Genomic DNA, 25,001 nt, shown 5'->3' with positions numbered 1-25,001 from the left:
GTTTGCGGCGGCCCGAAATCGGCTGTACAATTCCGTGCCCCCTTCCCGTTGCGGTTTTCGGCTCTTTCGGGTATACTTTTTCCATGTTCCGTATTTTTGTTGAAAGAAAAAAAGGCTTTCAAAACGAAGCCGAAAACATCCTGCACGATATTACCGGCTTTTTGGGTATCGGCGGCATAAAAGACTTACGCTTTGTAAACCGCTACGATGTCGAAAACCTCTCTGCCGACCTTATAAAAAAGGCGGCACAGCACGTTTTTTCCGAGCCGCAAAGCGATGTGCTGTATTTTGACGAACTGCCTCTTTCGAAGGACGAAAGGGTCATCGCATGGGAATATCTTCCCGGTCAATACGACCAAAGGGCGGACTCCGCGGAACAATGCCTTTCGCTGTTAACCGATGCAAAGCAAGGCGGCATCGATACCCAGCCGACGGTGCGCTGTGCTAAACTCATTGTGATTTCCGGAAACCTTTGCGATGAAGATTTACTGCGCATAAAAAAACACCTTATAAATCCGGTCGATTCGCGCGAAGCTTCCGCAGAGCTCCCGAAAACCCTGCAAACCGCCGCAAGCGAGCCTGAGGCTATAGTACGCATTTCAGGCTTTATAAAAATGAACAAAGATGAATTGGCGGCTTTACACGCTTCAATGTCGCTTGCAATGGACGATGCCGATCTTCTCTGTGTGCAGGATTATTTTAAGAAAGCGGGCAGGGATCCGTCGGAAACCGAAATCCGCGTACTCGATACCTATTGGTCAGACCACTGCCGCCATACGACTTTTAATACGGTTTTGGATTCAATCGAAATCGAAGACGGAAATTTTTCGCAGTCCATTCAAAAATCCCTTGCCTTATACCGTGCAATGCGCAAAGAAGTCTATGCGGAAAAACCGAAAGACGAAAGCTTGATGGACATGGCCTGTATAGGGGCAAAGTATTTAAAAAAGAAGGGTATGCTCGGCGATACGGAAGAATCAAAAGAAATCAATGCATGCTCGGTCTATATCGATGTACGCAAAAAATCCTTTCAGGACGGAACCGGGGAAAATGCCGAAAAGCAAAAAAGCGAAAAATGGCTTTTAATGTTTAAAAACGAAACGCACAATCACCCCACCGAAATAGAGCCCTTCGGAGGAGCTGCAACCTGTATCGGAGGCGCTATCCGCGATCCCCTTTCCGGGCGTTCCTGGGTATACCAATCGCTTCGCGTTACGGGAGCGGCCGACCCGCGCACAAGGGCTGCCGACACCCGAAAAGGAAAACTCCCGCAGTTAAAAATTACGCGGGAAGCCGCAGCGGGATTCAGTTCTTACGGAAATCAAATCGGCCTTGCAACCGGTCAGGTTGCCGAAATATATCATCCGGGCTTTGAAGCAAAGCGCATGGAACTGGGAGCCGTGATCGCCGCAGCACCCGCCTCCTCGGTAAAGAGGGAAGAACCGGAAGCGGGCGACTGCGTTATCTTAGTCGGAGGCGGTACCGGCCGCGACGGCATCGGAGGGGCAACCGGTTCTTCCAAGGTGCATACAGAAACCTCCGTTACGCAGGCCGCAGCGGAAGTGCAAAAGGGAAATGCCGTTGAAGAACGTAAAATTCAGCGTTTGTTCCGCAATCCGGAAGTAAGCACCCTTATACGCCGCTGCAACGATTTCGGAGCAGGAGGAGTTGCCGTTGCCGTCGGAGAACTTGCGGACGGTTTGGACATCGACTTGGACGCGGTACCTAAAAAATACGAAGGCTTAAACGGCACCGAACTTGCCGTTTCCGAATCTCAGGAGCGCATGGCGGTTGTCGTCCGCGAAAAAGATGCACAAAAGTTCATCCGCTTTGCCGCCGAAGAAAACCTGCATGCGGCGGTTATCGCAAAAATAACCGATAAAAAGCGTTTAACCATGACATGGAAGGGCGATACCGTCGTAGATTTGGAGCGCTCCTTTTTGGACACGGCCGGCGCCCGCAAAAGTACGCACTTAAAAATCACATCGCCCCAAAAAGCGCAAAGCCCCCTCTTATTCCCCCTCGATACGGTAAAACCGCACTTGGAAAAAGAAACGGGATTAAAGCAGGCATGGCTTTCAAACCTGAGCGATTTGGCGGTATGTTCAAGGCGCGGTTTAAGCGAGCGCTTTGACGGAACGGTCGGCGCTTCAACCGTCTTATTCCCGATGGGAGGCCGCTATCAGGCAACCCCGGAGGCCGGCTGTGCGGCAAAGATTCCCGTACTCTCGCCCGAAGAAACCGGTACGGCAAGCCTCATGGCCTTCGGGTACGATCCGCGCATTTTAAGCTGGAGTCCCTGGCACGGAGCCCAATATGCGGTTTTGCAGTCTCTGGCAGCCGTTGCCGCAATGGGAGGAGAACCCGAAAAATGCCGATTGAGCTTTCAGGAATATTTTGAGTCGGCCGTCTCCCCCGAATCATGGGGAAAGCCCGCCGCCGCCCTCTTGGGTGCATTGGAGGCGCAAAAAGCTATGGGGACACCGGCTATAGGCGGTAAGGACTCGATGTCCGGCACCTTTCAGGATATTCACGTTCCGCCGACACTTGTCTCCTTTGCAGTCGGTATTACCGATGTTGCACGCATACGGGGCGGCTCCTTTACGCAGTCCGGCAGATTTGTCTACCTTTTAAAGACGCGGCAAAAAGACGACCTTTCGCCCGACTTTGAAAATTTTAAACAAAACTGCCGCTTTTTGAATACCCTTTATTCACCCGCCGATACTGAAGTCAGTGCGGCCTACCCCGTGCAGGCCGGAGGAATAGCCGAAGCGGTCAGTAAAATGGCCTTCGGTAACCGTATAGGCTTTGATTTCGACAAAGACTTTTGTGCAGGTATGCATGACGCCGATTTATTCTTGCCCTTATACGGTTCAATCATCATCGAAAGTTCCCTGTCTCCCGCCGATATCGAACAAAGAGCAAAAAAAAGCGGCTGTGAAGTTCCCGTCTTTTTGGGAAAAACAAGCGAAGAGCGCCGCATTTCGGTACAAAAGCATGAGCAAAGCTTACATATCGGCATCGAAGAAATGCTTAAAGCATGGGAAGAACCCCTCGGCGGCGTTTTTGCCCCGCTTTCAAACAAGGATGCAAAAAAGGCGGTTTTAAACGGTGAAGAGAACATTCCCGACTTTGCCCTTACAACCTATAACGGACAGTGCCTTCGTCCCCGGTGTTCAAAACCCCTGTCCTCAGCCGCGGGGCAGGGCGCACAGCCTGTGGTACTGCTGCCCGTTTTTCCGGGTACAAACTGCGAATACGATATGCAAAAAGCTTTCGACCTTGCAGGGGCAAAAACCGAACTTTTTGTACTGAAAAACAAAACGCCGCAGGATTTACACGCTTCTCTTTTAGAGCTTGAAAAGGCCCTAAAGCGCTGCAACATCTTAGCCTTTTCGGGCGGCTTTTCGGCGGGAGACGAGCCTGACGGTTCGGGTAAATTTATCGCAAATATTTTACGCCAAAAACGCATTGCCGATGCCGTGCAGGATTTACTCGAAAACAAAGACGGCCTCATACTCGGTATTTGCAACGGCTTCCAAGCCCTGATTAAAACGGGTCTTTTGCCCTACGGCAAGATTCTTGACCCCTGCGAAAACTATCCGACACTCGGCTTTAATACGATAGGACGGCATATATCGAGGATGTGTACGACAAAAACCGCCTCGTACATGTCGCCCTGGGCGCAGGATCCGGGGATTTTATCGGGAGAACTGCATACGCTTCCGATTTCGCACGGAGAAGGACGCTTGCTTATCCGTACCGAAGAAGCTGCCGAACTGTTTAAAAAGGGTCAGGTTTTTACCCAATACGCCGATGAAAACGGAATGCCGGCAATCCTTGAGCCGGATAATCCGAACGGTTCGGCCTTTGCAATCGAAGGCATTACCAGTCCCGACGGCCGCATATTGGGCAAGATGGCGCATAATGAACGCTGCCTTGCAGCCCGGACAAGCGGACTTTTAAAAAACACGGGCGGCAATAAGGAGCAAAACATCTTTGCGGCGGGAGTACGTTATTTCAGATAAGAGATTCGGAAAAACAATATGAAAAAATCACCTTCTTTTTTTTCACCAAAGCCCCTGTGTTTAAGTTTCATTGTATTGACGCTTTATCTTGCCGCAGCCTGTACGGCCGTAGAGCCGCACTGGGAAACCGACCTGGATACGGCTCTGGCGGAAGCGCATATGCGGCATAAAAATATATTTTTACTTTTTACGGGAACGGCTTGGGACGATATCAGCGAAGATTTGCTTTTTTCAATTTTCAATACGGAGGAATTTAAAAAAGAAGCGGGGAAAAATTACATTTTACTGCACATAGACGTTCCCGATATTCCGACAGCGTCCGACCGTGAAAAGGCGGCGGAAGTTTTTCGTCTTGCCCTGAATATGGGAGTACGGGCGGCGCCGACAGCCTTATTGATGAGCGAAACAGGCCGGCCCTTTGCCTTTTTGCCCATGACAACGGAAACAAAAACAGCGCAAAACGTACTCGATTTAATCAGAGCCGAGCGCCCGCGGGAAAAAAAGATAAATCGCTTATACGACAAAATACAAAAAACGCAAGGAAGTAAAAAGGCCGAGTATATCGATGCCTATATAGAAACCGTGCCCGAGCGCTTTCATATAACTTTAAACGATTTATTTATACAGCTGATTGAATCCGACCCCGAAAACAAAAGCGGTCTTTTGGGAAAATACAAACTCCGTATAGCATCTGAAAATGCCGCACGGGCCTTTCATGCGGGTACCCTAGACAACGAATTAAATAAACTGCTTTTACTTATCAACGAAAAAAACCTTCTTTCGCCGAACCAAATTCAGGACGCCTATTATCAGCTGGCTTATTTTGCCGTCAACAGCGGAAAAATATCGCAGGACGAAGCGGTAACCTATTTACGCCAAGCCTACAATGCCGTCCCCGACAGCGCCGAAGCGGCGGATATACTGCATGTAATAGAATCCCTTTCGGGAGGCGCTCCTCCTACGGGCAGTATTCCCCCGAATGAAGGGGCTTCCGATTCGGCGGCTAAGGATTAAAAAAACAATGAATACGGCGGTTTTAATTGCGGGCGTTTTTTTATTGATTTTTTTTTCCATGATGTTTTCCGCCGCGGAAACGGCATTTTTTTCCGTAAACAAATTGCGTTTACGCTTTTTACGCGACAAAAAACATCCCGAAGCCCTTAAAGCCGGAAAACTTCTGGATAACAAGCCCCGCCTTTTAAACACGGTTTTAGTCGGCAACAATATAGTCAATATCGGTCTTTCGGTTATGCTCACATCGGCCGCCCTTAACCTCTTCGGTGAAAGGGGAAAATCGCTCAGTGTCGGGGCTGCCTCCGTAACCGCCACCCTGCTTTTATTGATTTTCGGAGAAATAATTCCCAAAACCGCCGCAGCCCGCTATCCGGAACGAATCGCTTTTAAACTTGCATCTTTTATTACCTTTTTTTCATACCTTTTTACCCCCCCGGTCCGTTTTTTTACCCTCGTATCGGCGGCCGTTATAAAGCTTTTGGGTATAAAAACCGATGCATCGGCGGTATCCTTTACCGAAGAAGAAATTAAAACCTTTATAGAAATGGGCGGAGAAGAAGGTCTCATTCATTCGGCGGGCGAACAAATGATGCACCGAGTCTTTACCTTTACCGACCTTGAAGCGCGCGATATTATGGTTCCCCGTACCGAAATAGTCAGCATTGCGCACAATGCCGGCTACACCGAAGTGCTTGAACGCTCGCAAAAATCCCGCCTTTCGCGTTTTCCCGTTTTGGGAAAGGATATCGACGATATAAGGGGTGTTTTATACGTCAAGGACGTACTCCTGTATTCAGGCGATCCCGCTTCTTTTTCCGTAAAAAAAATCATGAGGCCGCCTCTTTTTATTTTGGAAACAAAAAACATGACGGCCGTTCAGCAGATTTTATACGAAAAAAATCAAACCATCGCGATTGTCCTTGACGAGTATTCGGGAACGGCCGGTCTTTTAACCAAAGAAGACATAGCCGAAGAGATTTTCGGAACGATAAACGATGAATATTATTTTCCGGAATCTCAAGATACCGTTTTTATAAATGAAAAAGAAGCCCTCATAAGCGGAAAAACCCGCCTCCTCGATTTATCCGACCGGCTGGGAATTACTTTGAAATCGGACTACCATGAAACCGTTGCAGGCTTTATCATGGAAAAACTCGGCCGCGTTCCCGTATCGGGTGATTCGATTGTGTATGAAGGCCGCCGCTTTACCGTTACGGCCGTCGCGGGAATGAGAATCCGTCAAGTTCATATACAAACCGAGGAACATCCTCTTGCGGAGGAAGCACGATGACGATTTTCGCGATGAGCCTTATTTTAATTTTATTGATCGGCGCATCCGCCGTTTTTTCGTCCTCGGAAACGGCCCTTTTGTCCCTCTCTCATATCCGGCTGAGGCAAATGCTGAAAAAAAAAGAACCCAAAGCCCGTTCGATTGCAGCCCTAAAAAAAGAATTGCCTGCGGTTTTAACGGCAATCCTTATCGGAAACAATTTTGTAAATTCTTTGGCATCGTCCCTTGCGGCGGCCCTCGCCGTAAGCCTCATGGGAAACGGCGGAAGCGCGGCGGCGGCGGCAGTCATGACCTTTATCATCATTGTTTTCGGAGAAATTCTTCCCAAAACCATAGCCGCGTCCAAAAGCGAAGAAACCGCGTCCCGTTTTGCCGATTTTTTATGCATGCTCCGCACAGTTTTTTCGCCTCTTACAGCCGTTTTTTTAAAGACGGCATCGGCTTTTACCTTTTTATTAAGCAATATATGGGATTCCGACTCAAGACAAATAACCGAGGACGAATTAAAAACCCTCTTTGATGTGGGAAGTCTTGAAGGAACCTTACAAAGCGGCGAAAAAGAAATGCTTCACCGCATTTTTGAATTTACCGATCTTCGTGTGCGCGATATAGTGCGGCCCCGAGCCCTCATAAAAACCGTAAACGCGTCGGCATCCTATGAAGAAACGGTACGAGCCGTTGCCGAATCGGGTTATTCGCGCCTTCCCGTTTGCGGTGAATCCTTCGACGATATTCGGGGCTTAATTCATTTTAAGGATATTTTGTTTTATACCGGAAGCAAAGAAACATTTTGCCTTCCCGATATTATGCACAGGGTTCTCTTTGTACCCGATGCGCAAACGGCTCTGTCGCTTTTACACATATTTAAAACCGAAAAACAAAACTTTGCCGTTGTGGTAGACGAACACGGAAGCAACCGCGGTATCGTTACAATGGACGATATCCTAAAAGCGGTATTCGGACGCATTACCGACGAATACAACAGCCGCGATAAGGCCGCCGAAGAACGCATTACCCTTATCAGCCCCTCCGAATTCATTATTCCCGGCGACATACTTTTAACGGATATAAACAATATTTTCGGCTTAAACCTTATATCTCAGGAATTCGATACGATAGGCGGCAAACTTTTGGAAGAGTTCGGCTATTTACCCGAAACCTCGGAGCGCATCAAAATCGGTTCGGTTTTATTTACGGTTGAAGAGCAAAGCCGCAGGCGCATTCAGCGCATCCGTATGCAGTACGCCAAGGATATGCCGAAAGAGCGGTAAGAGGTGCCGGCTGCATACTCTTTGTAATACGCAAAGGGCATAGAGCTGCCGACTCTTTTGTATGTTTTTCCGTTCAGTTCGGGAAGGTACAGAGCATTTAAACGAAGCTCGGCGGCATGGCGAACCGGCGGCACCGCCGATTTTTCTTCCGCTGCCGGCCGGCCGGCTTTTCCCGCAATATTAAAGCGAAAGACGAGGTCTCCCTTTACACCCGCAAAGCCGTACATGCGGTCCAAAAACTCTTTTCCGATTGTCGGTTTTAAGGAAATACCCGTTGAAGGATTATACCGATAATGGGTATCCAAAGCTTGGGCAAAGGTTACCGGAGAAAAGGAGATACAGAGTACCGTCTCAAAAATCGGGCGCGGTTTCCATTCGACAAAACCCGTAATCCACGGGAGATACAGCTCCTGTTTATAAGCGATGACATCACCCGAAAGCTTTTTTTTATCGGACACAGGCAGTGTTTTTTCCCCGTCGTATCCGGTTATCTCGGTTTTTATATATTCAAAGCCGGCCCCCGCTCCGGCGGAAAATGTTTTCGGCTCCCATATACGATAAACCAGCGCCGTTCCTATGTCAAAATGCGAGTCAAGCCGTACCGGGTGCTGCGAAAAATCCGACAAAACATCCGGCGAGGTTTTCCAATCCCTGTCTTCCACAAAAGCAGTATGAAAGAGGGGAACAGCGGCGGCTGAACCGAAAAAAATACGCCACCGCTTTATATCGCAGTTCAAATTAACACCGATTTTCCACATAAGGATTTTATCCCAATCGAGGCGGCTCAGCCGAATCTTTTTTCCTTCCGGATTTTTTTTATAAACGAACTCGCCGATTGTCAGATAAGATGCGGAGTTTACAAGCGAAATATCCAGGGCCGAAAACCACGGATTAAGAAGCGATATGGAAGTTTTTTTTTCAGGCTCTTTTTTTTCGGGATTTTTTCCCCCGCCCCTTGTATCGGAATTTTGCGCCCTTATAAAAGAAGCACTGCACAGGTTCAATAAGAGGATAAAGGCAAAAAGGCGAAGAGGTTTAGCTTTCATATGCTGCAAGCGGGTCGACTTTATACAGTTTACCAAGCTGTTTACGCACGGCATCCATGTCCTTCGGATAAGGAGCAAAAAAACTTAATGTTTCGTTTGTTTCAGGATGAGCGAATTCCAAACCTAAGGCGTGAAGAGCCAAGCGCGACAAAAGAGGCCGCTCTTCAAAGGGATCGCCGCGCCACGAGCGTTTTATCTCGGATAAACGGACGGGCTTTTGATTTCCGCCGTAGAGGGGATCGCAGACAATCTGCAAACCATTTTCAGCCAAGTGAACGCGTATTTGATGCGTTCTGCCCGTTACGGGGCGCGCTTCTATCCACGAAAAGGGGCCGCATTTTCCCAGACAGGTAAATTCGGTAAAAGACGGCTTGCCCGATTTACGGTTTACGACCGTGCGGTGCCGCGCATCGCCGTCGGGCAAAAGGGGTAAATCCGTGTCCAGATTTTCCCACAAAGGATGGCCGTACACGAGTGCATGATAGGTTTTACGCACTTCCCGCTTTTCAAAGGCGGCACTCAAAGCTTTTTGAGCTTCCCCGGTACGCGCATACAAAACCAAACCCGAGGTATCCTTATCGATGCGGTGTACCGCATACAGCCTTCCCAGTTCCTTTTCGGCAAGAACATCGAGGCGCGGCGCATCGGGGTCATAACGGTCGGCGGCAACAGCCAAACCCGGCCGCTTATTCAAAACAACAAGGGAAGAATCTTCATAAATAAGAGTAAAATCACGGTGCGCCTTCATGCAAAAAACTATACACGGAAAAAGCCGCTTGCACAAGGGGCGGGAAAATTAATCGATTGTTTTCATCACTTCCAAGAGAGTTCCGTAGTTGTTCACCTCATGATAGCGTACCTTGCCGCCTGAAATTTCGTTAAAAAGTTTTTTTGCACAAGTAATTTTTGCCTGTTCTATCGGTCTCAGTTCCATACTGTCCATCGAGCCTTTTGTTTCCGCTATAAAGAAAATATGTTTTACCTTTCCTTTGTAAAATGCAATAGCCCAATCGGGTGAATAATTTCCGACAGGCGTGGGAATATAAAAACTGCGCGGAAGCTTTGCATACACGGATACTTCATCGGCCGTATCAAGCGCTTCGGCAAAGGTACGTTCAACACTGTACTCCGCCGTTCCGTCGGTAAAAATCCAGTTTTGAATAGCTTTTTTTGCCGGAAAAGCTTTTGCATAAAATTCGGACTTTTTTTCCTGTGTAAATATTGAACTTTCATAATAACCCTTAATTCGATTATATGAGATATGCTCTACAATCATTGCCGCTTTTTGTTCGTTTATAATTTTTATAATCTTTTGTATAAACTCTTCAGGGTTTGCTTTGAACATATTAAATTTCCGGTTTTGTATACCCGATAAAATTTCGGCAGCGGTTCTACGCTTTAACTTTGTAGGTGCGGCAATTTTTCCTATAAGATCGTATTTGACCTGACTGATACCTGATGTTTTTATCGCTTCTGTTTTCGTTTGTGCATAAGAAAAGGAAGTCCCCAAATTAATCGCTTCAGCATCCATAATATCTTTTTGTTCACCGGTCGTTGCCACATAGGTTAATTCCGAAACAGCGAGATTTTTATCAATCGCGGACACTGCTTTTTCGATTAACTCACGGCTGTCGAAAGAAACCTTGTACGCATATTTATGATTGATTTCATTCCACAATGCCTGAAATTCCGCTTTTTTAAAATTGTCATTCAATTCATTCTTTTCGATTTTCGGCTGATTACCGTTTTCAATCATTGCATTAAAGATTTTTTCGTCAAACACCGAACGCAACAAGAGATGCACCCCTTCATGCAGGTACTGAAGATCCTCCGGCATATTACTGATTGTACCTGCCGAAACGGCATCGCGGTACAGATCGGTTATTTTTCCGTCCTCATCAATATAATCGTTTTTTATAAGATAGCGTTCAATCTTTTTTGCCGTATGCTTATCTATGATATACCGGCTGCCGTTATGTTCTATGCTTTTTCCTTCAAAAAATGCTTCCGTTATAACGGACGGTCTTTCATACAAAGTTTCGGCTATCTCCTTTTGTAAGCCGGAAACAAAGTCGGTATAGCTTTCGTTTGCAACAACCGTCAACTTGTTTATATCAAAAACCGCTTCCCCGCAGCTTTCGGCATCCATACGGCTGCCCGCCTGATTCACACAGAGGCGCAGGCCCCGGCCGACTTCCTGTCTTTTTTTTGTCGTACTTTGACTGCGGTTTAAAGTACAAATTTGAAAAACATTCGGATTATCCCAGCCCTCACGCAGGGCAGAATGAGAAAAAATAAAACGAACCGGTTCTTCAAACGCAAGCAGTCTTTCCTTATCTTTTAAGATAAGATCATAGGCGCGTATATCATCGGAACTGTCCGAGCCTCTTTTTACAGTGCTGTTTACCGCCCGTCCGCTTTTACCGTCAATGCTGAAGTACCCGTTATGAACACTGCCGATATCGGAGCAAAATGTTTTTAAATAAGCTTGATAATCGGCGTCAACAGTTTCCAGCCGATTATTAAGTATCGCTTTGTATTCTTCTTCAAAGATTGCAGCATATTCTCCGGGAACAGGGGTACCCGCCTCATCATAGCTTCGGTATTTTGACACCTCGTCTATAAAAAAGAGAGAAAGCGTTTTTATACCCTTCTTAAAAAGCTGTTCTTCTTTTTCAAAATGGGAAATTACGGTTTCACGTATTTGAACGCGTCTCATATTTTCCTCAGCGGCATCACCGATAACATCACCCTGTTTGATTATAAATCCGTTTGTAAAACCGAGAGTACCGCTGACGGGATCTATCTCCGAAACGGTAAAACCGTTTTTATACTGCTCCATCTCTTTTGATTTATAAAACAAATCGTCGCCGACCGAAACTATCACAACCTTTCGTGCAGTTCCGTTTTTTTGCGCCGTTTCTATTTCAACTCGGGCGCGCGGCGGCTTATCGGGAGCAAGCAAAAGAGTTTCAAAAAATAAATATCCGTGAGTCCCCTGCAGATTTTGAACTTCAAAGCCCTTCACTTCTATTTTTTTCACCAATCTTTTATTAAAGGCATCAAGGGCATCCAATCGGTATACCACATTATGGCTTGTTGTATGCGTCGCCGAATAATGCAATAAAAACAAGGGATTAAACCCGGCTAAAGCTTTTTGTGTAGCCTCGCCTTCCATTTTTTGCGGTTCATCTAAAATAAGAATAGGATTGTTTGCCTTAATGACATCAATCGGACGACGGGAAGCAAATTCATCCCGTTCCGAGTAAATAATACGGGATTCTTTACTTTTTCCGTCCTCTTTGAGAGACGCGGCAAAAGCTTGGGTATTGATGATCATCACATTTATGCCGCTGTCGGATGAGAATCGGTCAATGTCGTTTAAATGAGCACTGTTATAGATAAAAAAACGGGCTTTTTTTCCGTACAATTCCATAAAATGCTCTTGCGTTATCTCAAAGCTTTTTTTTACCCCTTCGCGGATTGCAATACTCGGTACAACAATAATGAATTTTGACCATCCGAAACGCTTATGCAGCTCGAACACGGTTTTAATATACACATAGGTTTTACCCGTACCGGTTTCCATTTCAATATCGAAGGCATACGCACCCTGTGATTTTATCAGAGACGAAGAACAGCGTATATTGTGCCGCCTCTGCACTTCGCGGATATTGTTAAGCAGGGTTTCCTCATCGAGTTGAATATCCGCATTTTTATATCCTACAGGATCATCCCCTGCCGCCTGAAAGCTTTTTTCCTCTGTTTTAAAATCGTATTGACTGCCTACATCTTGCGCGGTATTTTGTATACCCGTATCGCGGATATAGGCAAAGCCCGTACCGTAGGGCTGTCCTTTAAAGACATCGACAACTGCATTTACCGCATCCGTTTGATAGGACTGTATCTTAAAAGCGAACTTCATAATCAAAGCACCTTACGAACGGTATCGGGACTGTAAGCTGCAAAAATCTGATCAAAGTTTGCCGTAACACTGTCTTGTGCGGCGGAAGCATCACGCATAACAAAATAAGAGGGCTTTTTTTTCGCAATTTCGGTAATCACTTCGTCCGTAATATCGTCGTCAAAACAGGCAATAAGATAATTGTCTTCCACACTAAACAGAGTTTTACCGTCAACCTCTTTTTTTTCGATTTTACTTGAAAGAAGAATTCCCAAATCGAGCATAACCTGAAAAAGCAAATCTTCGGCTGAACGGTCGTTTTTTATATTGTCGGCAAGATCGATTAAATCTTTTTGTGTATAGCGCTCAGGGGTATAATACACATCTTTCATATTGGAAGAATCGCATTTTAACACACGGAAACCGATATCAAGATTTTCAATACCCTCTTTGTCTTTGTTATCTTCTTTTATTTTCGCCCCTGCGCGCCGAATACGTTCTTTACCGATTTCACAGATATTTTTATATCCGGCCTTATTCGCTTCCGATTTTTCATCCGTTTCTTCAGGCAGCTGCACCATAATAAATTTCCGGTTTCCGCTGTCTTCAGCATTGAGCTGCATAACGGCATGGGCGGTTGTTGCCGAACCTGAAAAAAAGTCAAGGATATAATAATTATTTTCATACTGATTATCCCTCTCATTGTATAAGACGGATATAAAATATTCTATAAGCGAAGTCGGTTTTGGATACGAGAAATAAGTCCCTGCTAAAAGCTGATTTAAACTCTTAGTTGCGTTCTCATTTGTATCAACTTTATTACCGAATCTATTTTTAGTTACCATCGGATTACGAGAGTTTGTAAATATTATTTGCCGCGGGGCATCTGTTGAGTACCGATTTTCGCCATAAATTGCTCTGATTGCAAATGTTTCCGTTTTTACCCAAAATCTTGTTCCTTTTTCAATTTCTTTTTGAACAGTTTTATTTGACCATCTGGATTTAAACTTCAAATTAAACTCATTATTATTAGTCCCGTCTTTGACTGTTACCGGATTAAGCAACTCATAATCCCGGCTTGTAGTCTTCTCATAGATGCCGTCTTCAATATTAAATTTTGTGGAGAACTTTGGAAATGTTAAAACATTTACATTGTTTGAATCATTATATAGCGGCGCATCAAGCAGTTCATCTTTAATATTCTCAACAAAGAGTTCTTTAAGCCCATTATTGAAAATATTTTTTCCATAAGACAGTATATATTCGCTATTACAATAACTATTAAGTTTTTGTCGTCCAAAGTGCTGTGTTTTTTCCCAAATAAAAGAAGCAACAAAATTTATTTCTCCAAAAACTTCATCACATATTTTTTTCAGATTATGCACTTCATTATCATCAATGCTTATAAAAATCACGCCGTCATCGGACAGCAAATCTCGTGCAAGTTTTAACCGGGGATATATCATATTAAGCCAATCGGAGTGAAATCTGCCGTTGCTTTCGGTATTTTGAAAAAGTCTATTCCCCTCTTCGTCGAATTGACCGCTGTTTTCAAGATATTCATCGGCGCTTTGGGCAAAATTATCCCGATAGACAAAGTCTTTCCCCGTATTATACGGCGGATCTATATAAATCATTTTGATTTTACCCAAATAGGTTTCCTGAAGAAGCTTCAGCACATCAAGATTATCGCCTTCTATATAGAGGTTTTCCGTGGTATCGAAATTTACACTTTCTTCTCTGCACGGCCGCAGCGTTTTTGAAATAGGCGAGTTGGCGGCAAGGATTGCCTTTTTTTTATCGGGCCAGGTAAATTGATAGCGCTCTTCTCTTCCTTCCACAACCGTGCAGGAAATTTCCTGCATGAGCACATCCTTATCTACGGCACGGACAACTTCACCTTTTTCATTGACGCTTTCGGTTACGGCATTCGGAAAAAGAGCGCTCAGCTTTTGAAAGTTTTCATCGGCTTTGTTCCGCGTGTGCATAGAAAGCGGTTCCGTATTATTCATGTATAGCCTCCTTATCGTTATGATTACTAACCACTGCATTATTCTTATTTATTTTTGTTATAATATCATCAAAAAACTCATGATATTCATTAATCGACTGTCTTATCTCTCTGCATTTCTTAGAATCATAAGATATTTTTTTACCATTAGTATCAACAAAGTAGAATAGTGTTTTTGATAGAGGTTCTTTTTTCGCATGAGCTAATTGATTTCTTTCTTTAAGAATCTTAATATCATAATCTTTATGAAATTTCTTATTTTGAATAAAATCAGGATATTTTTGTAATATTTTTTCAGTAATCATAGATAGCTTATATGAATCAATAAAAAAAGACTGTTCCATGGCTTGGCGGATAAAATCGCCTTCAATCTTTTTTATTTTTTTTATATGATTTTCTAATTGAGATGATACTTTTTCATAAGCATATCTATTTAATTCATCAATATCATCTTTATTATTACAAATGGAAATATAATTTAGAATTATGGTTTTTAATTTTTCATCAAATTCACTTACATTGTCCATCAACAAACCTCGTACATTAAGAATATCTTCTGATCGTCTTACAATTTTGTCTATTAATTGTTTTGCCTTTACAGGAAATAAATCTTCTTCCCTGCTGGATAAGTATACACCCTCAAGCATATCGACTTGGGCAACCTGTTTTATTTTTCGAATCCCATCAGTTGAATAAAATAATACATCAGCCAATACATTATTTTCCCTAATTAATTTAATTGCCTTATCACCTTTCTCTTTTCTTTCTAAATTTAAATCTGCAAAAATTAAATCAAAGCTATTTTCTGTTAATATAGTTTTTATATCACTTTCAGATACAGCTTTTAGTCTAGTAAATTCTGGTTTAAATGATAGTTCTATTATATAATTTTCTATATCCTCTTTTGTTGGCTTATACCATTCATCAGCATCCTCAAACCACAATATCTTAAATTCTACATTCATTAGGTAACCTCATTTGTAATAAAAAACCTCTATTTTCTACTGGACTCACTGAAATTTTTCCTCCCCAATATTCGACCGTTTTTTTTGCATATGATAACCCAACACCTGTTCCACCTGTCGTTGAAAATCCCAATTCAAAAATACGATTAGGATTTTCAATATTTCTATTTAATCCCACACCATCATCTAAAAATTCAATATCTATATATTTTCTATTTTTTGAGATAGATATCTCCAATTCTGTTGCTTGTGCTTTATATGAATTATATATAATATTTTCCAGTATCATACTTAATTCTAATGGATTAATCTTAACATAACATTCGCTTGACTTTATATTAATATTAATTTTTATAAACTCTCCAGTTTTCGCAAAAAGAGCATTATGTATATATTCACAAATAAATGTATATATATTTATCACTTGTTCTTTCTCTTTAATGTCATAATCTGCTGTAAATGCAAAAGTATAAGTTGCATTTATTTTCTGAGTCGCATTCACAACCTCATAAATATAATTATATAACTCATTGATCAACCGTGTATCGCCTGCTTTATTAATCACTTGCATAACTTTGTTTATATTCAGCTTAATACTTTTTGCATATGTATTCATTAAATGTAAGGATTCTGTTGCATTTTCATACTTTGGGTTTGTTAAGCCTTTTAAAAAGAGAGCTTGATTTTTGGTTGCTTGCAATTCTTCTGTACGAGCATGAAGTTGATGCGTTGTCTCATTTACAATTTTAGTTAATTCTCTTTTTTCTTTAAGAAGAGACCTCCTCTGTTGCTCCAATCTATCAGCTATTTCTAGTAATACATGATCTTTATTTCTCAAGGCGATATCTCTAACTTCAGAAGTGAGACCTGATGTTTTATCTTCAGTATTTTCTTTTATAATACCAAATAAATTTTCATTAACCTCTAAAGAAATAATTTGACCATTTTTTTCATAGTCTGTTATATATTTTATAATTTTGTCTTTAATTTGTTCCAGAGTTACAACCTCTGTCTCATCATCAATAGCATCACCCCATTGTATTAATTGAACAGTATATTTTTCCAATGGCTTATGCACTCTCTCAGAAAAAAAAGTTTTTAACTCATCAAACGCTTGAGTTCGAATAAAACCACCATCCCTACTTGATGTCTCTATAAAATCAGAGTTATTACTCGATATAGTAATTCTACCCATTAAATCCCTTGTTCCAAGATAACGATTGTATCCCTGCGTTTTTCTTCTATCAATATTAAATATATCTGTATTAGGTTCTCCGTATGGCATCACTCTGAACCCATTTTTATATACAAAAATAGATCCAAATTCAATGGGTGCAATTCCCATAATTTTTCTAAAACTAATTTTTGCTTTTCGATTTAAATAAAATAGCTCTATCATAACATTTCTTAAATATCTAAATGAATTCTTTTGCTGCATTTGAAAAAGAAAGAGCCCTCTGTCTTGCATTTTTGTTGTGATTAAATCGCCATTTTCAGAAATCGACACTGAAATTTGAGTTGTTTTTAAATTTAAAGACTCAAAGATATAATTCGTAATTTTTCCATTTATTTTTTCTCTATCAGTTGTAGCTTTATTATCTATATTCTCTTCATCTTTGCAATGAAGAAATATATTAAATATATCATCCTGATTTTCATGAGGGTTTATTAATTTCATAAGAGATTTTTTTAGATATAAAATATCATCTCTATTCCATTGTTCTCTTAAATTCTTAATAACTAGAGTAGTGCCGCTCTTAGTTTTATTAGGTAATTCATTTACGTATTTATGAGAGACAGATATATTAATAAATTCTTCTCTTGCATCTTTTTCAAACCTATTCCAATCTACTATAAGTAAATTTGTTTGTTTCGAATTCTCCTTTTTACTATACAACTCTAAGAAAACACCTAATCTGTCACATGAAAATCTACCAATTCCTTTTGCTCCTGCATATGTTCTTTTTGAATTTAAGTTTTCTATATATTTTTTACTCCGAGTATTTTTTTTGTCAGAATAAGCAACAAAAAGCCATTTATCTATTAGATCCTGCTTATTCATACCAGATCCATTGTCTGATATAGCAATGCTAGCATCAGAAGAGTAAATATCATTAAAAATAATATCCACTCTGGTTGCTCCAGCATCATAAGAATTTTTTACAAGCTCAAAAATTGCAACAATTTTATCCGTAATTAATTCTCTGCCGATAATGTCCTTTAACCCAGAACTTACACGAAAAGATAAATCACCCATAACTAATCACCACCAATGAATTTTCTTAATGCTAAACCCACCTGTTCGGCAAATAAGGGAGGAATAGCATTACCTACCTGTGTATATCTAGGTACATCATACTTTCGTAATGCACCGCCTGTTGTATATTTCCCTTTGAATTCATACCAATCAGGAAAAGACTGTACTCGTGCACATTCTCTTACTGTTAGTATTCTAGGTTCTGAATAGTGTAAATAATCATCTGGATGAGATGTTATAGTATTACAAGGTTTATCTGCAAGTAAAATAGTTATTCCCCGGCGCTTAAATCCTTTCAAATTTGTATTTTTTGTAGAGAGCCTTTTTCCATGCTCACATTCTTGTTGCATAGTTTCAAATAGTTTTATAGTTTCATATCTGTGTTTAGCAAAGCGATGACTATCAGGATAGTTTTCTTGCTCAAGTCCTGATCTCATATATTTTTGATACTTTGATAAAGCAGGTTTATATAGACCTGAGAAAAAACCATTACTATCGGGACACGGAATTTGCCCATTCTCATATAATAAATCACCTATAGCATCTTTCACACTTGCATTACAAGAAAGACCTTTTTTTTCAAAAAAATCTTGTCTTTGATTTTTTAATATTTGGAAAAATTGTTTTGGGTCATTTTCTAGTGAACCTAATAGAATAAAACGTTTACGTTTTTGAGGGATACCGTATTCTGAAAGATCTAATATTTCATAATCAATATTATATCCTATAGATTTTAACTGCTCTACAATGCACGCTGATGTTGGTTTTGATTTTTCATTATTTTTATCTGTAAAACCAATAGTAAAGCCATATACATTTTCAAAAAATAAATATTTTGGCTTTACTATTTTTACAAATTTAATATAAGAATTCACAAGCTTATTTCTAATATCATTCTTCTTTCTTTGTCCAGCCATTGAAAAACCTTGGCACGGGGGACCGCCCACAACTAGCAAAATTTTTTCCGATAAATCTTTTAACTCTTGCTCTTTATCAATTAAAACCTTATTAATATCATGATTTCTTTTTTCCAGCCAATCAACCCATACAAAATGTTGTTTTTTTGTTATTAGATTATATTCCAATGTTTTAAAAGCATCTGCATTTTTTTCTATGGCAAAAAGACCTTTCCATCCTGCATTATAAAACCCAAGAGATAGTCCTCCACATCCAGTAAATATATCGACATACTTATATTTCATTTTCAACGCGTATCCTTCCAAAATACTATAAATTTTCTCCATGCTTTACAGACAGTTAATAGTCAGACCTAAATAAAGTACTTATTATTTACACTACAGATAGTTTATTATTACACAAACCTCAAACAATATCAATAATTACAAAAGCAAGCCCTGTAAAGGTTCTAGCAACCTCACTCATAGACTATTACAAATTACTCTTCGTATGCCTGCAATTCCTTTTTTAAAATCCGAATCTGTTGAACCAATGTATATTTTTTATTTGGTTGATTTTCTTTACGAGCTTTTTTACTCAGGCGGCTTATTTCTTTTTCTATTTTGATGCGCTCATCTTCCATTTTAATACGTTCGTCTAAAGGAATACCATCTTGGGAAGTAATACATGCGATATCCATTACAATATTTTCCCATATACGACCAAGATTTAAGCCGACAAGAGGAATCTGAGCATTCTGCTCAGACAACCATTCGCTTTGTATGAGACGGGTACAATAAACAGCAAATTTTACCTCATCTTGATATTGTAAAGCAATAATAATTTTCTTTTTAATAAGATTTATCAAATGCACAAGAACTTGATTCTTAAATTCTTTTCGCTTTAGGAAAATATGCAGAACATAAATTCCACGAACCTTCTCTCCTTCGACTATAGATAGCGTCCTTGAACTTATTTCATGGCTTATGATTATTTTGGCTATATTTTCGTCAAATATGCTTTTCACCGAATTACTCATATTAAATTTTGTATACAATTTTGATTTTGCGAGAAGTTTTGATACTTCAGTGGATTTGGGCAAACCGAACATTCTATTCTCAGCGGATTACTAAAAAGCAAATAAGTTCAAAATCATCAAGCCCCTTTATCTTATGTGAGAAAAAGCTCATATCCTCATCTCCTAAAAAACTTTCTATGTCGCTTTCATCTTTTATTTTGATAATTGATGCTATGGTCTGGCCGAGAAGAACAGACAACTCTTTCATATTCCTGCCATCTCGCGTTTCTTTGTTAAAAGGTTTATACAATTCAGGTATTGGTTCCGTTTTACCTTTGCATACAAATCGCATTTTATCGAGCATCTCCTTGGGAGAAAGATGATTACATTCTATATTACCATCATTTGTAATGTACACCATATAAAAAGGATGAAGCCGATTTTTACTGTTTATATTTACTGCATTTGATAGATTTTTTAATACATAGATAACACCTGCAGGCATCCCCTCAGCAGCAGGAGCTACAGAATGTAACCCGAAGGGCGTTTTTTCTACTTCAGGATGTCTTTTTATGTATTCGAGTAGATCCAAACGAAATTCATTTAATCCCAGATCCATAATCGAAATACCTGTTGACATATCTTCTATATCAACAACTTCTTTTTGCAAACGTTCTAACTGTACCTTTCTATATGCCAAGTCCGTTTTTTCTTCTTCCGATAAAACATTATCGTCTCCGCTAGCAGTCATATTCACTATTTTCATCTTGGTTTCAACCTTTGCTTTTAAATCTATATAAGTATCCAAACTCACATCAGGCCAAAAGTTTACGAGTTGAATAGAGGAATTCTTACTACCAATACGGTCTATACGACCGAACCGTTGTATGATACGCACAGGATTCCAATGAATATCATAATTTATAAGATAATCGCAATCCTGAAGATTCTGCCCCTCGGATATACAATCAGTGGCAATCAACACATCTATTTCAAAAGAGTTATCTGGCAATAATATATTTCTATCTTTCGATAAGGGAGAAAAACAGGTTAAAACTGTATTTAAATCATTCTTGAACTTTGGTATCGTAGTACGAGCTTCAACCATGCCCGTAATCAATGCCGTTTCTAAATTGAATTCAGTTTTCATATATCGGCCTACATGTTTATAAAGATACTCGGCCGTATCCGAAAAAGCAGTAAAAATAAGAACTTTTTTATTTCCAGCATTTATTGGATTGTTTATCTTGTGTTTTAGAGTTTGCAGAAGAACTTGAAGTTTATTGTCATATTCGGGAGTAATATCTTCAATCATTGATATAAGTAATCCCAAAGTTTCATTATCCTTGAGTAAATCTCTTTTCCACGAAAGATAATCCATATCCGAAAGTTCTACTTTGATTCTTTTTCCAAAGGCAAACAAGGTATCGTCGTTTTGATCATCTTCTTCCCATTCATCAATTTGAACAGCATCAGAAAATTCAAATCGAGATTCTTTGGTTATATTATATTCGTCTATTGTTTTAAGCGTTGACTCTATAAGATCTTTGATTCTACGAAGAGTTAAATTAAAGGCATACGTCGAACTTTCCAAGCGTTTCATTAAATTAATCGCCGTTAAACGCTGGATTCCCCGTTCACGGTTTTCTTGAGTAAAACCTCTGTTGATTTTATTATCATCATATAATTCGGCATATTTATTTTTTTTACAATCTAAAATAAATTTTGTAGGTGTGTATATACTCAAATTTAAAAGCATTAATTGGTCAAAAATTTCGTTATAATTTATTGCCGATTTTAAATCTGTCAAAGGTGGCCGCTGCGAAACCGGTGGCAGTCTCTTTGGAAAAGAACCTATATTTGCCGTATCATAATATTTTTGAATATGCTTTCGTGAACGGGCAATTGTAACTGAATCTAAAACTTCAAAAAAATCAAAATCAAGTTTTTTTAATAAATTTTCTGTTGTTCGATCTTCCGGTTTAAAAGTACTCCAGTCATTAAAAGCTGCTTGCGCATTTTTAAAAATAAGATCTATTGATTTATTTACATTTAGTTTTTTATCAATTCGTGCTGTATTACCTTCATAAGCCAAAGCAAGTTGATTTTTTAAATCGTTAAAGCGGTTGTTAACAGGAGTTGCCGATAGCATTAAAACTTTCGTTTTGACTCCTGTGCGGATAACTTTTTTTAGCAACTTAACATAGCGATTTTCTTTTTCGTCTTCATCAGGATTCTCAACAATCTTGCCACCATTACGAAAATTATGTGATTCATCGATAACTACTAAATCATAGTTGCCCCAATTTAATCTATCCAAATCCAAGCCATTTGATTTACCGCTATCCCTATTGATATCTGTATGAAACAGCACATCATACCTTAAACGATCTTCTGCAATAGGATTATTTACATAATTATCCTTGTATGTGTTCCAGTTATTTGCGAGCTTTTTGGGACATAAAACTAAAATAGATTTATTTCGATTTTCATAATACTTAATTACCGCTAAAGCTGTAAATGTTTTTCCTAAACCGACGCTATCTGCCAAAATACAGCCATTAAACTTTTCCAATTTATTAATAATAGCTAAGACTGCATCTTTTTGAAAATTATAAAGCATATTCCAAATTTTACTTTCTTTAAAACCTGTTGCCTCGTTCGGAAGAACATCCTCCGAAATATCTTCAAGAAATTCGTTAAAAATATTGTACAACGCAACAAAATAAATAAAATCCGGAGAATTCTCATTATATGCTGCCATAATATTTTCAAGAACTTCTTCCGTAACTGTTTGGAGCCTTTGATTGTCACACCACAATTCATCAAAAAGGTTTATATAAAAATCAGATACCGGTGTTTCAACCTTATGCATAAAAAAATATGCATTATTACCTCGTTCACAACCTAAATCAATAGTAGTAAAACCGTTTACAGGCATATAGCTGATATAATCAAGATTGATAAAGCCTTGCATATTTTCATTGGTGATATTTGATTTAAACGTAACCTTTTGTTTTATCCATTCAGCACATTCTTTTGCGATCGCCTTTTGCGTTAATTCATTACGAAGTTTAACTTCAAAGTCACTTCCATATAGGCTGCGTTCTCTGTTAAGGCGAGGAATATAAAATTCTTTTTTTTCTTTTTTATTTTTTTCGGTTATGAATGTAGGAGAGGTAAAAATAAAACGAAGTTCTTCAATATCTCTTAATTCCTCCTGTAACTCCTCAAAGGCATAAATTGAAAAGCATGCCGCAGCAATAGACAGTTTGCTCCCCTTTTTCAATTCTTTTTTCAAATCATCTTTTAAATTTTTGTTACTGTTATCGATTACATCCATACCAATCATTCCCTATGTTTCCCTCCCCCTCGCTGTGTACCCTTACTCTTTGATATTCCGTCCCGAAAGCTGAGCCAACCGCTTAAGCCAGGAGGCTTTTTCGTTTCCGACAGGAGTTCCCGCCGCATCGGACTGTGCCGCAGCAGAGGAAGGTACCGCCGAGCCGAGTAAGGTGCCGTCCATGCGCCATGCCCAGTTTGAACCTCCGGAAGTGGACGGCGTATTCATGCGCATTTCAGAGCCGAACGAAAACAAGTCCTGCAGAGGAATAACGGCAAAGGCGGCAGTCGAAAAAAAGGCCGCACCGATAAGGGCGCTGCACAACTGATGGTTTTGCAAATTTACGCCGTTGATACAGCGGCTTACATATTCGCTTACAAAGCGGCGCTCTTCGTCGGTGCAATTATTCAGCCAGCCCTGCGTAGTGTCGTTATCGTGGGTTCCCGTGTATACAACGCAGTTTTTATCGTACATATGCGGCAAAAAGGCGTTTGTACAGCCCTTGCCGCCGGCTTCCTGCATATCGAAGGCAAATTGCAGTACCTTCATACCGGGAAAATTAAAGCCGTCCAAAAGTTTTCGCACGCCGTCTGTAATAACCCCCAAATCCTCGGCAATGAGGGCGGCATTTCCCAACTTTTTTTGTACCGTATTGAATAAATCGGCGCCCGGACCCTTGACCCATTTTCCGTTTACCGCCGTTTTTTCCCCGTAGGGAACCGCCCAGTAGGCTTCAAAGCCGCGGAAATGGTCAATGCGCACATAATCGGTCATCTTAAGCGAATGGCCGATTCTCTCAATCCACCAGCGGTAATCTTCCTTCTTCATCGCCTTCCAATCGTAGAGGGGATTGCCCCACAGCTGACCGGTTTCACTGAAATAATCGGGAGGAACGCCCGCCACCGCCTTAGGAAGCGCCTTTTTGTTCAGCTGAAATAAATGCTGATTTGCCCATACATCCGCCGAATCGAGGGCGACAAAGATGGGAATATCGCCGATGATTGAAATCCCCTTGGCGTTCGCATAGTCTTTAAGCTTTTTCCACTGATAAAAAAAGAAAAACTGTACGGCTTTTTGAATTTCAATATCGTCCTTATGCGTTTTTTGCCAATCGGTCAAGGCTTTTTCTTCGCGCAAAGCAAGAGCGGAGGGCCAATAGTTGTTCCATAATTTACCGAACAAGCCCTCTTTTTGCGCTTGAGCATCGTAGAACTCTTTTATACTCATAAAAAGCGCATAGTCGTCCAGCCAAAACCGCTGTTCTTTTTTGAAAGCCGTATACGCTTTCGCAAAATCGCCTGACCGTGTAAAATCGCCTTGAACATGTTTTAAAAAGTTTTTTGCCGCCTTTTTTAAAAGCGGAATCTTCCAATACACAACCGAGCCGAAATCGACATTACCCGCACAGAAAATATAATCGGGAGGAGCGGCTTCTCCCTCGGTTAAAAAGCCCTGCTCAATAAGGCTGTCCGTATCGATGAGAAGGGGATTTCCCGCAAAGGTTGAAAAAGACGCATAGGGCGAATCCCCGTATCCGGTCGGCCCCAGCGGTAAAATCTGCCATAAAGACTGCCCCGAACGTTCGAGCCAATCGACAAAAAGAAAAGCTTGAGCCCCCAAGGTACCGATACCGGGGCTTCCGGGTAAGGATGTGGGATGCAATAATATTCCGCTTGCACGCTTTAAAATCATAACCGTTCCTTAAGACAAATTGAATTTTATAATACTTGAGGCGTGTTTTTTAGGCAAGGGGGAGTTAAGTGAATTTAGGTGTCTACAGGAATTAAGTGTCGTTTTGGAGATGAGGGGACTTGAACCCCTTACCTATTGCATGCCATGCAATCGCTCTAGCCAGATGAGCTACACCCCCATATATGGGAGATATTATATCAAAAAACGGCGGACTGTGTCAAGCACCCGCATTGCCCTTCCCTGCAGGGCTGTCGTCTTAAGTAT

General features: G+C 40.8%; 14 protein-coding genes and 1 tRNA gene. 4 read left to right on the top strand and 11 right to left on the bottom strand.

The genetic code is table 11. The annotated features are described in order from the left end of the window. The first annotated feature begins 83 nt into the window (after positions 1 to 83). The 4 genes from V1L52_RS01485 to V1L52_RS01470 are packed head-to-tail and all read left to right on the top strand — an operon-like array spanning position 84 to position 7,604. Positions 84 to 4,028, top strand: a complete 3,945-nt coding sequence (locus tag V1L52_RS01485) for a phosphoribosylformylglycinamidine synthase (RefSeq protein WP_428770527.1) — start codon at positions 84 to 86, stop codon at positions 4,026 to 4,028. A gap of 18 nt (positions 4,029 to 4,046) precedes the next feature. Continuing rightward, positions 4,047 to 5,042 (top strand): hypothetical protein, encoded by a 996-nt coding sequence (locus V1L52_RS01480; protein ID WP_428770526.1) that lies wholly within the window; start codon positions 4,047 to 4,049, stop codon positions 5,040 to 5,042. A gap of 7 nt (positions 5,043 to 5,049) precedes the next feature. After that, on the top strand, positions 5,050 to 6,333 hold the full coding sequence (locus V1L52_RS01475; protein WP_428770525.1) for a hemolysin family protein: 1,284 nt from the start codon (positions 5,050 to 5,052) through the stop codon (positions 6,331 to 6,333). Beyond that, a complete protein-coding gene (locus tag V1L52_RS01470; protein ID WP_428770524.1) occupies positions 6,330 to 7,604 on the top strand; it encodes a hemolysin family protein in 1,275 nt (424 codons plus the stop codon). The genes V1L52_RS01475 and V1L52_RS01470 overlap by 4 nt, the downstream gene beginning before the upstream one ends. Here the strand turns inward: V1L52_RS01470 and V1L52_RS01465 are convergent. The 11 genes from V1L52_RS01465 to V1L52_RS01415 all read right to left on the bottom strand — a co-directional run bounded on the left by V1L52_RS01465 (position 7,556) and on the right by V1L52_RS01415 (position 24,915). After that, a complete protein-coding gene (locus V1L52_RS01465; protein WP_428770523.1) occupies positions 7,556 to 8,650 on the bottom strand; it encodes an omptin family outer membrane protease in 1,095 nt (364 codons plus the stop codon). The genes V1L52_RS01470 and V1L52_RS01465 overlap by 49 nt on opposite strands. After that, positions 8,640 to 9,398, bottom strand: coding sequence for an RluA family pseudouridine synthase (locus V1L52_RS01460; protein ID WP_428770522.1), 759 nt, complete (start codon positions 9,396 to 9,398; stop codon positions 8,640 to 8,642). Before V1L52_RS01460 ends, V1L52_RS01465 begins: the two co-directional genes overlap by 11 nt. A 48-nt stretch (positions 9,399 to 9,446) precedes the next feature. Beyond that, complete coding sequence (locus V1L52_RS01455; protein ID WP_428770521.1) at positions 9,447 to 12,575, bottom strand: type III restriction-modification system endonuclease; 3,129 nt, start codon at positions 12,573 to 12,575, stop codon at positions 9,447 to 9,449. 2 nt (positions 12,576 to 12,577) lie between these two features. Continuing rightward, positions 12,578 to 14,566, bottom strand: coding sequence for a site-specific DNA-methyltransferase (locus V1L52_RS01450; RefSeq protein ID WP_428770520.1), 1,989 nt, complete (start codon positions 14,564 to 14,566; stop codon positions 12,578 to 12,580). After that, the gene (locus tag V1L52_RS01445; RefSeq protein ID WP_428770519.1) at positions 14,559 to 15,530 is read right to left on the bottom strand and encodes a hypothetical protein; all 972 of its coding nucleotides are present in this window, start codon (positions 15,528 to 15,530) and stop codon (positions 14,559 to 14,561) included. The genes V1L52_RS01450 and V1L52_RS01445 overlap by 8 nt, the downstream gene beginning before the upstream one ends. Further along, on the bottom strand, positions 15,514 to 17,787 hold the full coding sequence (locus V1L52_RS01440; RefSeq protein WP_428770518.1) for an ATP-binding protein: 2,274 nt from the start codon (positions 17,785 to 17,787) through the stop codon (positions 15,514 to 15,516). Before V1L52_RS01440 ends, V1L52_RS01445 begins: the two co-directional genes overlap by 17 nt. A gap of 2 nt (positions 17,788 to 17,789) precedes the next feature. Beyond that, positions 17,790 to 18,989, bottom strand: a complete 1,200-nt coding sequence (locus tag V1L52_RS01435; protein WP_428770517.1) for a DNA cytosine methyltransferase — start codon at positions 18,987 to 18,989, stop codon at positions 17,790 to 17,792. A gap of 194 nt (positions 18,990 to 19,183) precedes the next feature. Then, positions 19,184 to 19,795: a DUF4391 domain-containing protein gene (locus tag V1L52_RS01430; protein ID WP_428770516.1), complete on the bottom strand. Its 612-nt coding sequence runs from the start codon at positions 19,793 to 19,795 to the stop codon at positions 19,184 to 19,186. A 7-nt stretch (positions 19,796 to 19,802) separates the two neighbouring features. Then, on the bottom strand, positions 19,803 to 23,054 hold the full coding sequence (locus tag V1L52_RS01425) for a helicase-related protein (protein WP_428770515.1): 3,252 nt from the start codon (positions 23,052 to 23,054) through the stop codon (positions 19,803 to 19,805). A 33-nt stretch (positions 23,055 to 23,087) separates the two neighbouring features. Continuing rightward, positions 23,088 to 24,737, bottom strand: coding sequence for a 4-alpha-glucanotransferase (gene malQ / locus V1L52_RS01420; RefSeq protein WP_428770514.1), 1,650 nt, complete (start codon positions 24,735 to 24,737; stop codon positions 23,088 to 23,090). A gap of 104 nt (positions 24,738 to 24,841) precedes the next feature. After that, positions 24,842 to 24,915: transfer RNA gene (locus V1L52_RS01415), tRNA-Ala, on the bottom strand. Positions 24,916 to 25,001: the final 86 nt, after the last annotated feature.

The sequence above is a fragment of the Treponema sp. HNW genome (assembly GCF_050320395.1).
GTDB lineage: Bacteria > Spirochaetota > Spirochaetia > Treponematales > Treponemataceae > Treponema_C.
The sequence above is the reverse complement of the archived record's forward strand: the minus strand, read 5'-3'. Positions and strand labels throughout refer to the sequence as shown.

Coding starts and splice junctions, on each gene's coding strand:
- V1L52_RS01485 (WP_428770527.1), top strand. CDS start 84: ATGTTCCGTATTTTTGTTGAAAGAAAAAAAGGCTTTCAAAACGAAGCC.
- V1L52_RS01480 (WP_428770526.1), top strand. CDS start 4,047: ATGAAAAAATCACCTTCTTTTTTTTCACCAAAGCCCCTGTGTTTAAGT.
- V1L52_RS01475 (WP_428770525.1), top strand. CDS start 5,050: ATGAATACGGCGGTTTTAATTGCGGGCGTTTTTTTATTGATTTTTTTT.
- V1L52_RS01470 (WP_428770524.1), top strand. CDS start 6,330: ATGACGATTTTCGCGATGAGCCTTATTTTAATTTTATTGATCGGCGCA.
- V1L52_RS01465 (WP_428770523.1), bottom strand. CDS start 8,650: ATGAAAGCTAAACCTCTTCGCCTTTTTGCCTTTATCCTCTTATTGAAC.
- V1L52_RS01460 (WP_428770522.1), bottom strand. CDS start 9,398: ATGAAGGCGCACCGTGATTTTACTCTTATTTATGAAGATTCTTCCCTT.
- V1L52_RS01455 (WP_428770521.1), bottom strand. CDS start 12,575: ATGAAGTTCGCTTTTAAGATACAGTCCTATCAAACGGATGCGGTAAAT.
- V1L52_RS01450 (WP_428770520.1), bottom strand. CDS start 14,566: ATGAATAATACGGAACCGCTTTCTATGCACACGCGGAACAAAGCCGAT.
- V1L52_RS01445 (WP_428770519.1), bottom strand. CDS start 15,530: ATGAATGTAGAATTTAAGATATTGTGGTTTGAGGATGCTGATGAATGG.
- V1L52_RS01440 (WP_428770518.1), bottom strand. CDS start 17,787: ATGGGTGATTTATCTTTTCGTGTAAGTTCTGGGTTAAAGGACATTATC.
- V1L52_RS01435 (WP_428770517.1), bottom strand. CDS start 18,989: ATGAAATATAAGTATGTCGATATATTTACTGGATGTGGAGGACTATCT.
- V1L52_RS01430 (WP_428770516.1), bottom strand. CDS start 19,795: ATGTTCGGTTTGCCCAAATCCACTGAAGTATCAAAACTTCTCGCAAAA.
- V1L52_RS01425 (WP_428770515.1), bottom strand. CDS start 23,054: ATGATTGGTATGGATGTAATCGATAACAGTAACAAAAATTTAAAAGAT.
- malQ (WP_428770514.1), bottom strand. CDS start 24,737: ATGATTTTAAAGCGTGCAAGCGGAATATTATTGCATCCCACATCCTTA.